The 13,295-nt window shown below is 40.8% G+C and carries 8 protein-coding genes; 7 read left to right on the forward strand and 1 reads right to left on the reverse strand.

The window, feature by feature from the left end; all coding sequences use genetic code 11:
- The first annotated feature begins 15 nt into the window (after nucleotides 1–15).
- From VK159_RS20330 to VK159_RS20360, 7 genes are all read left to right on the forward strand, one after another.
- On the forward strand, nucleotides 16–3,369 hold the full coding sequence (locus VK159_RS20330) for a VCBS repeat-containing protein (RefSeq protein WP_324232006.1): 3,354 nt from the start codon (nucleotides 16–18) through the stop codon (nucleotides 3,367–3,369).
- A gap of 63 nt (nucleotides 3,370–3,432) precedes the next feature.
- Complete coding sequence (locus VK159_RS20335) at nucleotides 3,433–5,508, forward strand: thioredoxin domain-containing protein (protein WP_324232007.1); 2,076 nt, start codon at nucleotides 3,433–3,435, stop codon at nucleotides 5,506–5,508.
- A gap of 599 nt (nucleotides 5,509–6,107) precedes the next feature.
- The gene (locus VK159_RS20340; RefSeq protein ID WP_324232008.1) at nucleotides 6,108–7,346 is read left to right on the forward strand and encodes a hypothetical protein; all 1,239 of its coding nucleotides are present in this window, start codon (nucleotides 6,108–6,110) and stop codon (nucleotides 7,344–7,346) included.
- A gap of 107 nt (nucleotides 7,347–7,453) precedes the next feature.
- The gene (locus tag VK159_RS20345) at nucleotides 7,454–8,932 is read left to right on the forward strand and encodes a xylulokinase (RefSeq protein WP_324232009.1); all 1,479 of its coding nucleotides are present in this window, start codon (nucleotides 7,454–7,456) and stop codon (nucleotides 8,930–8,932) included.
- Nucleotides 8,933–8,986: 54 nt separating this feature from the next.
- Nucleotides 8,987–10,315, forward strand: a complete 1,329-nt coding sequence (xylA, locus tag VK159_RS20350) for a xylose isomerase (RefSeq protein WP_324232010.1) — start codon at nucleotides 8,987–8,989, stop codon at nucleotides 10,313–10,315.
- Nucleotides 10,316–10,411: 96 nt separating this feature from the next.
- The gene (uxuA, locus tag VK159_RS20355) at nucleotides 10,412–11,575 is read left to right on the forward strand and encodes a mannonate dehydratase (RefSeq protein WP_324232011.1); all 1,164 of its coding nucleotides are present in this window, start codon (nucleotides 10,412–10,414) and stop codon (nucleotides 11,573–11,575) included.
- A 124-nt stretch (nucleotides 11,576–11,699) separates the two neighbouring features.
- Nucleotides 11,700–12,716 carry a WYL domain-containing protein gene (locus tag VK159_RS20360; protein WP_324232012.1) on the forward strand — a complete coding sequence of 339 codons (1,017 nt, stop codon included), beginning with the start codon at nucleotides 11,700–11,702 and terminating at the stop codon, nucleotides 12,714–12,716.
- Between the two features lie 95 nt (nucleotides 12,717–12,811).
- Here the strand turns inward: VK159_RS20360 and VK159_RS20365 are convergent, their stop codons facing one another.
- Nucleotides 12,812–13,285 (reverse strand): thermonuclease family protein, encoded by a 474-nt coding sequence (locus VK159_RS20365; protein WP_324232013.1) that lies wholly within the window; start codon nucleotides 13,283–13,285, stop codon nucleotides 12,812–12,814.
- Between the last annotated feature and the right edge of the window lie 10 nt (nucleotides 13,286–13,295).

Here is a 13,295-nt window from a genome sequence, read left to right on the forward strand (position 1 = left end):
GTAAAACGAAATAAGATGGCAAAAAAAACTGTACTCGTATGCACTGCCTGTATCATCGGTATGTGCATGATCGTCCTCTCAACCGGATGTAAAGAAAAAAACACAACGGGAGATGCTACTGTTACGTCTTCTGTTGATCCTGTTTTCAATAAAGTGAATACATCGGAAAGCGGCATCAGTTTTACCAACATGGTAGAAGAAAATTACCATCGTAATTATTTCGACACGTTTGCGTATGTGTACAATGGTGCCGGTGTTGCCACAGCAGATGTGAACAACGATGGATTGATGGATATTTATTTTACAGGAAATGAAGTGCCCAACAAACTATACCTCAACCAAGGGGGAATGAAATTTAAAGACATTACAACTACCGCAAATGTGGATGGCGGTAAGGGTTGGGATAACGGTGTAACGTTTGTTGATATCAACAGCGATGGTTTTATGGACATCTATGTTTGCAGAGGTGGCTATAAGGATACTGATGAAGAACGGAGAAACCTGTTATTCGTTAACAATGGTGATCTCACATTTAAAGAAGAGGCAAAAAAATACGGACTGGACGATAAGAGTTATTCGATCCATGCTGCTTTTTTTGATATGGATAATGATAATGATCTGGACATGTATCTCACCAACCGTCCCGATTCATTCTATTTAGGTCTTTCACGAATGGTATCCGGCAAACGAAACCCTCCGGATCTTTGCAGAGATAAATTGTACCGGAATGATAACGGCAGGTTTACTGAAATCGGGAAACAGGCGGGTATCAAAAATAATTTCGGCTATGCATTGTCGGTAGTTACTGCCGATCTCAATAACGATGGTTGGGAAGATATTTTTGTTTCCAACGATTATGCCGATAATGATTATATCTACATCAATCAAAAAAACGGAACCTTTAAAGATGAAGTGAAATCGATGACTAATCATCTTTCACTGTTTTCCATGGGCGCTGATATCGCCGATCTCAACAACGATGGTTTTGAAGATATTCTGGTGATGGAAATGTTGCCTGAAAATTATAAGCGTTCCAAAGTGTCAATGCCACGTATGGATGTGCAGGGATTTTGGGCCATTGTTGACAGCGGTTTTCATAAACAATACATGCACAATGTGCTTCACCTCAATCATGGCAATGGCTTTTTCAGTGATGTATCGCAAATGGCGGGTATTTCGAAAACAGAATGGAGCTGGTCAACCCTTGCCTCTGATTTTGATAACGATGGATACCGGGATATTTTTGTTGCCAACGGATACCGACGTGATTTATTCGATGGAGATATTCAGCAAAAGCAGGAAATGTATATCCGTGCAAATATGAGCAGGTACAACTCTGCTGAGGAAATGTTTGAAAAAGGGTTTAAAGATTACATGAGTATCTACGATCCTATTAAAGTGCGGAACTATCTTTTCAAAAATAAAGGCGGACTGAAATTTGAAAATGTTTCTGAAGCATGGGGCTTCAAAGACAGTACGTTTTCAAACGGAGCTGCTGTTGCTGATTTTGACAATGATGGTGATCTCGATCTTGTGATCAATAATCTTGATGGAGAATCTGATCTGTACGAGAATGTAACTGATAAGAAAAATAATTACCTACGCTTGAAGATGGAAGGTCCGGCACAAAACAGAGATGGTATTGGTGCAAAGATCTCGTTGTATTACGAAGGCAAGCTGCAACAATTCTTTCAACAAAAAACAGTGCGGGGATATCTTTCGTCAAACGATCCTGTAGTTCATTTTGGCGTTGGCAAAACTGCTAAGATTGATAGTGCAGTAATTGTATGGCCCGATGGAAAATCAAATAGCCTGCAAAATCTTACTACAAACCAGGTTGTAAAAGTAAATTATCAGCAGGCTGTTCAATCCGGGAATCATCGTTATGTGTACGATCCTTTATTTGCTGAAGTAACCAATCAATTTCTTTCAACGCCGTTTCTACATACAGAAAATAAGCTGGATGAATATGTTGACCAGGTTTTACTTCCGCATGAATTCAGCCGCAGTGGTCCCTTTGTTGCTACTGGTGATATAAATGCTGATGGCACAGAAGATTTTTTCATTGGCGGTGCAAAAGATCAATCGGGCAGTTTGTATTTGCAGTTAAATGGACGGTTTGTAAAACAAACCGTTGCTGCGTTTGAAGCAGATAAAAAATTTGAAGATATGGGTACGTTGCTGTTTGATGCAGACGGTGATAAAGATCTGGATCTCTATGTAGTAAGCGGCGGCAGTGAATTTAATGAAGGTTCCGGCATGTATCAGGATCGATTGTACATCAATGATGGTAAAGGAAATTTTACAAAATCAGTTTTGCCTGCCACTATCAGCAGTGGATCATGTGTAGTTGCATTTGATGTTGACGCTGATGGCGATCTTGATTTGTTCAGAGGAGGAGAAGTAATGGCACATAAATATCCTTATCCGCCAACAAGCTATTTGTTGATCAACGAAAAAGGAAAGTTTGTTGACAAGACAAACGAAGTGGCACCGGATCTGATGAATATCGGAATGGTTAAATCAGCGATTGGTGCCGATTTAAATGGCGATAAAAAAGCTGAATTAATATTGGCCGGGGAATGGATGCCTGTTAGAGTATTTGAATACACAAAAGGAAAAATGAAAGATGTTTCCGGCAACTACGGCGTTGATCAAACAGCAGGTTGGTGGAACAAACTGGTAGCAGATGATATTGATGGTGATGGTGATGTTGATTTAATTGCGGGTAACCTTGGAGAAAATTATAAGTTCCAGGCAAGTATTGAAAAACCATTTGAAGTATATGCAAAAGATTTTGATGGCAATGGTACCAACGATATTTTTCTTGCCAAGCATCTGAGCAATAAAATGGTTCCGATCCGTGGAAGAGAATGTACATCGCAACAATGCCCGATGATCACAGAAAAGTTTCCAACCTACTTATCCTTTGCAGAAAGTGATCTCACAGGAATTTTAGGTGATGATGCTTTAAAATCGGCTCTGCACCACCAGGCTCATCTTTTTTCTACAGTCGTATTTGTGAACGACAAAGGAAAGTTCACAGCAAAGAAGTTACCAATGGAAGCACAGCTTTCAACCGTAAACGGCATCATTGTAAAAGATTTTGATGGCGATGGCATCAAAGACATCCTGATGTCAGGAAATAAATTTGATGTGGAAGTGGAAACTACTCCTGCAGATGCTTCACCAGGTGTTTTTCTGAAAGGTTTAGGCAATATCGAATTCAAAAGTTACATGCCAATGGCAAGTGGATTTTTTGTTCCCTATAATGTAAAGGATATTCAGTTGATCAATACAGGAAATCGCTCGGCCATTCTTGTAAGTTCGAACAATGACCGCTTGCGTGTTTTTGAAAAGCGCAACTAATTGAATTATTTCATGCTTGCAAAAACAAAAAAAGAGTTGTGTAGAAATTCGTGTTATGGGATCATGTTTTTGTTCTTGTTTGTGTCAGGTTGTACAAACCTGCAAAAGAAACAAACACAAAACCGTTTGCAGCATGCGTCAAGTCCATACCTGAAAGAACATGCCGATAATCCTGTTGACTGGTATGAATGGGGCGATGAAGCACTCGCCAAAGCAAAACAGGAAAACAAACCTTTATTGATCAGCATTGGCTATGCATCCTGTCACTGGTGTCATGTAATGGAACGTGAAACGTTCATGGATACTGCAGTTGCCAGAGTAATGAACGAGTCGTTTGTATGCATCAAAGTTGACAGAGAAGAGCGTCCCGATCTTGATAATATTTACATGCATGCTTGTCAACTGTTGAATAAAGGAGAAGCAGGTTGGCCACTCAATGCATTTGCACTTCCTGACGGCAAACCTTTTTTTGCAGGCACCTATTACACAAAAGAAACCTGGCTTACACTGCTCCAACAAATCAGTGATAGTTATAAGAATAAATACAGCAAGGTTGTGTTACAGGCAAATTCGCTTACCTATGGTATCATTGACAGTGATAGTCTTCTGTTTAAAAATATTACAACAGCGGATCGAGGAAACAAAGCCGGCTATCAGGCAATGTTTCAAACAGCGATCGATCAAATTGATCTTGTTAACGGAGGTCTGCAAGGAAAACAAAAATTTCCCACTCCGTCCGTTTGGGAATTCTTATTGCAATACCATTATCTCACCGGTGATACTACTGCATTAAAAACCGCCACGACTACACTTGAAAAAATGGCATTGGGTGGATTGTATGATCATCTTGGTGGTGGGTTTGCCCGATACAGTACCGATAGTTTATGGCGTGTTCCTCACTTTGAAAAAATGTTGTACGACAATGGTCAGTTGATCAGCCTGTATGCACACGCCTATCAATTGACCAATGATGAATTCTATAAAACTGTTTTTACAGAAACAATTGATTTTATTGATCGGGAACTTACATCGCCTGCAGGAGGTTTTTACAGCTCGTTAAATGCAGAAACGGATGGAGATGAAGGTGCATTTTATGCATGGAACCATGATGAGTTTGTAAAAACAACCGGCAAAGAAAATGCTGCATCAATTGCTACCTATTATCATGTACAGCCAGAGGGAAATTGGGAAAAGAAACGAAACATTCTTTATACAACTCAACGGCCTGCTACATTTGCAGTTTCCAACAAAATAACTATTTCTGATTTTAGTTCGCAGTTGAATAAAACCCGGCAAGCATTATTTGCAGAACGGAATAAGCGAAAGAAACCTGCTGTTGATGATAAGATTTTAACCTCGTGGAATGCCATTATGCTCAAAGCATATCTCGATGCGTTTGCAGCAACGGGCAACGAAACGTATTTGCAAAAAGCAACTACAAATGCGGAGTTCCTCGAAAAAAATATGTTGGGAAAAGACGGGCGCTTGCTGCGTAGTTATAAAGATGGCAAAGCTTCGGTTGATGCTTTTCTTGATGACTATGCATGGTTGGCATCTGCCTATTTAAAATTATATCAGGTTACGTTCAATAAACACTGGCTCATGCAGGCGAAGCTGATCACCGATTATTCGTTGGGTCATTTTTACGATCCATCATCGGGCATGTTTTTTTATACAGCAACGAATGCAGCCAATCTGGTTGTACGGAAAATTGATATTCAGGATCATGTGATTCCTTCATCCAATGCAGTGATGGCCGGCGTTCTTTATTCGCTTGCTACTTTTTTATCTGACAGTAACTATCTGAACAAAAGCACACGCATGCTGACTGTTGCTGCCGGAAAAATGAATGAACAACCTGCCTGGTATGCACAATGGTGTTCGCTGTCGGGGTTGATGACTTACGGCACTTTCGAGGTAGCTGTGATGGGAAGCGAAGCACAAACCCGGAATCGGGAATTGCAGAAGAAATATCTACCCGATTGTCTGTTTATGGGTTCAACAAACGAAGAGAACCTCCCTTTACTGCAGGATAAATTACCCGCCAATAAAACAATTATCTATGTATGTACCAATGCTACCTGCAAACTTCCGGTGGAAAGTGTAGCGAAAGCATGGAATCAAATCAAACGAAATTAAGGCTGAGGAACAGGGACTGCCAACCAGTATCATTTTGCTCGCACGATGAAACCAGCCTTCCCGTCAAAGATCTTAGTGAATTTTGGTCACTGAACCCAGTTCCTACGGAGCGGATTTCAATAAAATTTAAACAAAAATGCAATCGGTTGCATTTTAAAAAAAAATTCCTACATTAGCTTTTAAATAGGTCCTGCCAAACGTCCATGTTAGTTGTTTAGTAGCCGTGACTGGTGCGAATTTTCGCCTAGTATAGGGGGCGAGTAAGTGGTTGAATGATGTTAAAAACAACATAGCAAAAATTTGTAAGCAATTGGAAAAGTAATCTGTTTTGTGTCGAGAATTGTGCAACCGATTACAATTTTGAATTTCTTCATTTCACGGATTCAGGCTTTTACTTAATATCAGTGCGTTTTATGATAGAATTGATTGTTTTGCCGGCACCATTTGCTACACTGTCTCAGCATTCTGTATGTATACAGAAATGCTGTTGCTGTTTCACTGATGTTTTTCTCATCACAACACACAACAAATTTTAATTGACTATCTCAACTTCTTCAAAATAAGTATTCGACAAAGCACAGCCAACAAATTTACTTTTCATGACCATCAATAAAATTTTCCCATTTCTGTTTTTGGTTCTGCTTTCCTGCAAGAAGGGTGAGAATAAAAATACAACTCCCGTCATCGCAACACTTGATGCTGCAGCTACTGTTCTTGCAAATGAAAATAAACAGGTGATTCAGGGGTTTGGTTGTGCAACCGTTTTTACGCCACCCAACACATCTGCATTAACGTCAGAAGAGTTTGACCGGCTGTTTGGTTCAGCAAACGGACAAGTGGGATTGAATATTCTCAGAATAAGAATAGCTTCTGATGATGCCTGGAGAGCAACTGAACTGAACTATGCAAAGGCTGCCATACAACGTGGAGCAATTATTCTTGCCAGTCCGTGGAGCCCGCCGTCCCGGATGAAAACAAACAACAGCATTATCAGTGGCAAACTGATTCCGGATAGTGCGGCTGCATATGCAAAATACCTGAATGATTTTGCGCTGTATATGGCGAACAACGGCGCTCCCTTGCATGCAGTGTCTGTGCAAAACGAACCTGATTGGGATACCAATTATGAAAGTTGTGTTTGGACGGGAACGGAAATGAGAGATTTTTTAAAAAACCATGGCGCTGCTGTTACTGCAACTAAATTAATGGCGCCTGAACTGGTGAATAACAATCAAACCTATATCAATACAATTTTAGCCGACGATGCTGCCGTTGCCAACCTCGATATTTTCGGAACGCATATTTATGGTGGTGGCATTATCGATAACCCGCAGATCAGAAGTAAAGGAAAGGAGATCTGGATGACAGAACACCTGGATACGCTTTCAACCTATCCATCGGGTATTACTACAGCTGTTGAAATACACGATTGTTTAACAAAAGCAAATTTCAATGCTTATATCTGGTGGTATGGTAAACGTTTTTACGGACCAATCGGACAGGATGGACTTGTTACACGTCGTGGATATATCATTTCGCATTTTGCAAGGTTCATTAAACCCGGTGCAGTAAGAGTAGGCATGTCGGCAAATTCAAGATTGGATGTATTGCTGTCGGCCTATAAAAACGGATTGAAAAAAGTGATAGTGGCCATCAATGTAGGCTCGTACAATGTGAAACAGAAAATTACATTTGATGGTGCAACTGCAGCTTCATTTGTGCCGTATGTAACTACCTCAACCAAGAACGTTGAGCAAGGCACAGCAGTGGCATCAGCTAATAACAGTTTTGAATTTACATTGCCGCCCAATAGTGTGGTAACGTTTGTAGAACAATAGCAAAAAATATAAAATCATAATCATGTTAGTTTGTTAAGGGTCATAATCAACAACGGGGGGATGTGTCTTCATTCCCCCTCTTTTAAAACCAAAATGAACATTTCGTTATGTTGTTATTAGGAATCGATATTGGTACTTCATCTATAAAAGTGTCTGTTGTTGATGCGCAAACGCAGCAACGTATTGTGTCGGTGAGTTATCCCGAAACAGAAACAGAGATCATTTCAAAACAACCGGGCTGGGCCGAACAGTCTCCTCTCAATTGGTGGGAACATACACAGCAGGCAATTTTAAAAGCGAACGAAACGAAGAAATATAACCCCGCCGATATTGCTGCAATTGGCATCTCCTACCAGATGCATGGATTGGTAGTGCTTGACAAAGACAACAACGTTTTACGTGACAGTATCATCTGGTGCGATAGTCGTGCAGTGGAGATCGGTAACCAGGCATTTGATGCAATTGGTCCATCAAAATCATTACAACATTTATTAAACTCGCCAGGAAACTTTACAGCGAGTAAACTTGCCTGGGTAAAACAAAATGAACCTGCTCTTTACGAACAGATCAGTAAAATCATGTTGCCGGGCGATTATATTGCATTGCAACTAACCGGCTCTACCACAACAAGTATTTCTGCATTGTCGGAAGGTGTGTTCTGGGATTTTGTGAAGAATGCATTGTCGGAAGATGTGTTCAGGCATTATGGTTTTAGTAAATCAGTTATCCCTGGGATCAAAGATGTATTTACCGAACACGGGCAGCTTACACCAGCAAACGCAGCAACACTGGGATTAAAACCTGGAATCCCCGTTACCTACAAGGCAGGTGATCAACCAAACAATGCACTCTCACTGAATGTACTTGAAGCAGGCGAAGTAGCTGCTACAGCAGGTACAAGTGGAGTAATTTATGGTGTGAGCGATCAACTTACGTTTGATCCGCAATCACGTATCAATAGTTTTGCACATGTCAATCATACCGCAGCACAAAAGCGTATTGGGGTGTTACTTTGCATCAATGGAACCGGTATTCTCAACCGTTGGGTAAAAAATACAACCGGCAATCAATCATACAAAGAAATGAATGAAGCTGCAGCAACGGTTTCGATTGGCAGCAATGGTTTATTCGTACTCCCGTTTGGCAATGGCGCTGAGCGAATGCTTGAAAATAAAATTGCAGGCGCACATGTGCAGCAACTTGATCTCAATATTCACACAAATGCACATCTGTACCGTGCTTCACAGGAAGGTATTGCATTCGCATTCCGCTATGGTCTGGATATTATGCGGGAGAATAAAATGAATCCGTCGATCATTCGTGCGGGCAGAGCAAATATGTTTTTAAGCGATGTGTTTACCAAAGCATTTGTAAATACATTGAATATACCGGTAGAGCTGCACAATTGTGATGGAAGTGTAGGTGCAGCGTTGGGTGCAGGTATTGGTGCAGGTATCTATAAACATCCGAAAGAAGCATTCAGCAATGCAACACCATTAGCTGTGGTTGAACCCGATGGTACAGTACAGCAGTATAATGCTTTATATGAAGAATGGAAGACCTTGCTGCAAAAACAACTGAGTTAACTTGAACAATCAATCGATAACACTGCTGCACAACAGCAGGCAAATAAACAACCAATGACAGTAGTAACAGGACAAACAGAATTTTTCAAGGGTATTCCTCAAATCAAATTTGAAGGAACAGGAACCGATAACCCATTAGCCTTTCGTTGGTACGATGAGAACAGGATCGTAGCAGGAAAGAGCATGAAAGAGTGGTTACGTTTTGCATGTGCTTACTGGCACAGCTTTGTAGGCAGTGGTGCTGATCCGTTTGGTGAACCCACGCATATTTTCCCATGGGATTCGAAGAGCGATGCGGTTGAGCGTGCAAAAGATAAAGCTGATGCTGCATTTGAATTCATCACCAAATTGAATCTGCCTTATTATTGTTTTCATGATGTGGACGTGGTAGATTATACCAACGACATCAATGAAAATGATCGCAGACTTCAGGCATTAACACAATACCTCGGTGAGAAACAGGCAGCAAGTGGTGTAAAGCTTTTATGGGGTACAGCCAACCTGTTTTCAAACCGCCGTTACATGAATGGTGCTGCTACCAATCCCGATTTTCATGTGCTTACTCACGGAGCAGCACAAGTGAAAGCAGCGTTGGATGCAACCATTGCATTGGGTGGCGAGAACTATGTGTTCTGGGGCGGACGTGAAGGTTACATGAGTTTACTCAACACTAACATGCAACGTGAAAAAGAACATCTTGCACGTTTCCTCCATGCAGCAAAAGATTATGCACGCAAGAATGGTTTTAAAGGAACGTTCTTTATTGAACCAAAACCTTGTGAACCAAGTAAGCATCAATACGATTATGATTGTGAAACAGTGATTGGCTTTTTACGTCAGTACGATCTGTTGAATGATTTTAAGATCAACATTGAAGTAAACCATGCAACATTAGCCGGTCATACGTTCCAGCATGAATTACAGGTAGCTGCTGATGCAGGTGTGCTTGGTTCAATGGATGCCAACCGTGGTGATTATCAAAACGGCTGGGATACTGATCAGTTCCCGAATAATGTAAATGAATTGGTAGAAGCAATGCTGGTGGTTGTTGAAGCCGGTGGTCTTGCAGGTGGAGGTATCAACTTCGATGCGAAGATCCGCAGAAACAGTACCGATCCTGAAGATCTGTTTCATGCACATATTGGTGGCATGGATACATTTGCACGTTCACTCATTATTGCAGATGATATTTTACAGAAATCTGATTACAAAAAAATCAGAACCGATCGTTACGCTTCGTTTGATAGCGGTAAGGGAAAAGAATTTGAAGAAGGTAAACTGTCATTGGAAGATTTGCGTGCTTATGCATTAGAAAATGGTGAGCCTGCAGTCCGCAGTGGCAAACAGGAATACCTGGAGAATATTGTGAACAGGTTTATTTAAAAATAAATGGCTTGGAACTTGCTTACAATATGAAGTAAAATTTTTATTGTAAGCATTTTTATTTCCGCAAAGTACATTTGCACAAACGAATGAATTATGTTGATGCATCAAACCATGCGCTGGTACGGGCCAAATGATCCGGTAAGTTTAGCAGACATCAGGCAAGCCGGTTGTGCAGGCGTTGTTACCGCACTTCATCATGTGCCTGTTGGTGATATATGGACAACCGATGAGATCCTCATCCGCAAACAAATGATTGAGGATGCAGGAATGACATGGACAGTGATTGAAAGTTTGCCGGTTAGTGATGATATCAAGCGACAGTCGGGCAACTATATGTACCACATCGAGAATTATAAAATAAGTCTGCGTAATGTGGCTGCATGTGGCTTAAAAGTGATCACGTATAATTTTATGCCTGTACTTGATTGGTTACGTACCGATATTGCATACCCGATGGCCGATGGAAGTACAGCTTTATATTTCAACCGTCTTGATTATGTGATCTTCGATTTGTTCTTATTGCAGCGCCCTGATGCGATTGCAGATTATTCAAAGGAAGAAATTGCAAGAGCGAATGAACGGTTTGGTGCGATGGATAAAGAACAGCGTTCAAAGCTTTTCAGTAATATGATGTTGGGCTTGCCTGGAAGTGATGATGCATTTACTCCTGAGCAGGTATTAACCGAGTTAAAAAAATACGAGGGCATAGGTGTTGCAAAACTCAAAGAACATTTGTTTTATTTTTTAGAGCAGGTTGTTCCGGTAGCAGAGGAGTGTGGTTTAAAGATGGCGATTCACCCGGACGATCCTCCTTATTCAGTATTGGGATTACCACGCATCATGAGTACAGAACAGGATGCGGCTGATCTGTTGGCTGCTGTTTCATCACCAGCAAATGGATTATGTTTCTGCACCGGTTCTTTTGGTGCAAGAAAGGATAATGATATTCCGGCTATGCTGAAACGCTTTGGTGATCATATTCATTTTCTTCATTTGCGCAATACCAAACGTGATGAAGAAGGAAATTTTTATGAAGCCGATCATTTAGCTGGTGATACAGAAATGTATGATGTCATCAAAGAAGTTGTATTGCTGCAGCGCAGAAGAAATATTTCTATTCCTATGCGTCCCGATCATGGGCACCAAATGCTCGATGATCTCAAGAAAAAAACATATCCTGGTTATTCTGCAATTGGCCGGTTGAAAGGATTGGCTGAATTAAGAGGAGTGGAGTATGCATTGGCCAGAGCACTTTAAATCTCAGACATAGTTTGATGGCAGCGTTATATTAAGGGAAAATCTGTTTCCATCTGCTGCGTCTGTGTTATCCGTCTTTCTATCATCAAAAGCTTCTTACTTTCGGTGAAAGAACCAGCAAAGTATGCCTGTTAATAAAAGTGCCGCAATCCGTTATCGCATAATTGATCGTTGTTTGCGTAACCGGCAACATAAATATCCCACCAAAGAATATATCCGTCAGCGATGCATGGAAGAATTGTATGGCGATATGGCCGATGATATTTCTGTATCAACTATTGAAAAAGATATTGTGGCCATGCGTGAAGATGCGGGACTTGGTTATTTTGCTCCCATTAAATATGACCGTTTAAACAAAGGTTATTTTTATGAAGATGCAGATTACAGCATCGATGGTATGTCGTTGAATGAAGAGGAGAGTGAAGCGTTACGCAGTGCCGCACATACGCTGAGTTTATTTGCTGATGTGCCTTTGTTTGAAAATCTGAAAGAGGCGATTGAAAAGATCAACACACGTTTATCCCTCTCTGCAAATCTTGAAGATCCTTCCATTAATCAATATGTACAGTTTGAAAAACCGGTGACACAAAAAGGAAAGGATTGGATCAAACCATTGTATGAAGCAATCGTCAATCGTTTACCCATTACGTTTACTTATTTCAATATTTATAAGAACGAAACACGCACTCATGAACTGGAACCCTACCTGTTGAAGGAGGTGCGTAACAAATGGTACCTCATTGGCTGGACGAATAAGCATAACAACTTCACTACGTATGCTCTTGATCGGATTACAGGTTTGGATAAGGGAATAAAAGCATTCAAGTACCGTCGTGATTTTAATCCTGATGATTTCTTTAAATATTCAACGGGTATCATGGAGGGTCCGAAGCCCAAAGAGAAAGTAGTGCTGGAAGTATATGGTCCTGCTTCACGTATGTTGCAGGTGAGCCCCATGCATCACACCCAGCAGATCATCAAAGAATCAAGCGATAAATTGCTGATTGAACTGGAAGTAACCGTAACAGAAGAGTTTATTCACCAGTTGCTTGGTATTTGTAACGAAATGAAAGTAATAAAACCAGCAACACTGAAGAAACGAATGAAAGAAGAGTTGCGGAAGGCGATGGGGTATTATTGATAGTTGCTCACAGAAGACGCAGATTTTCACAGAAGAAATGATAAGTCCTATCTGTGTTTATCAATAGCATCAGTCTTATCAGTATCATCAGCGGTCTATTTCTTTTTCCTCCAATCCCAAGGTGCAACAGGATAATTTATACTCCACAACCCAATCTTTTGCTTTCGTGCTTTTTGTTCGGCTGAAGCCAGTTCTTTATTAGATGAGTATTTTACAAAATGCCAGGCCATTCCTTTACTGATCATTTCTTTGTTGATCCAGACTTTCTGTTGCGTATATACTTCGGCGATCTTTCGCTTGTTACGATCTGTATCTGTTACCACAACCGTTAATACCTGGCCGTTACACAACTGCCCAAGTAATTGTTTTGATGCGTCGGAAAACTCCTGCTTCTTTTCAGGTGCATCAATGCCCGCCAATCGAATACGATGAGTTGTTGATCCTGCTAAAAGATCAAACGTATCACCATCAATAATGCGAACAGCTTTTCCTTTTAATGTGTAAACAGGTTTAGGTGCAAAGGCCAGCAACGGTAACAGCAAAAAAGAAAGTAAAACAAGACGGAGCATATAATTATTC

Origin of the sequence: Lacibacter sp. (assembly GCF_035299325.1) — a bacterium.
GTDB lineage: Bacteria > Bacteroidota > Bacteroidia > Chitinophagales > Chitinophagaceae > Lacibacter.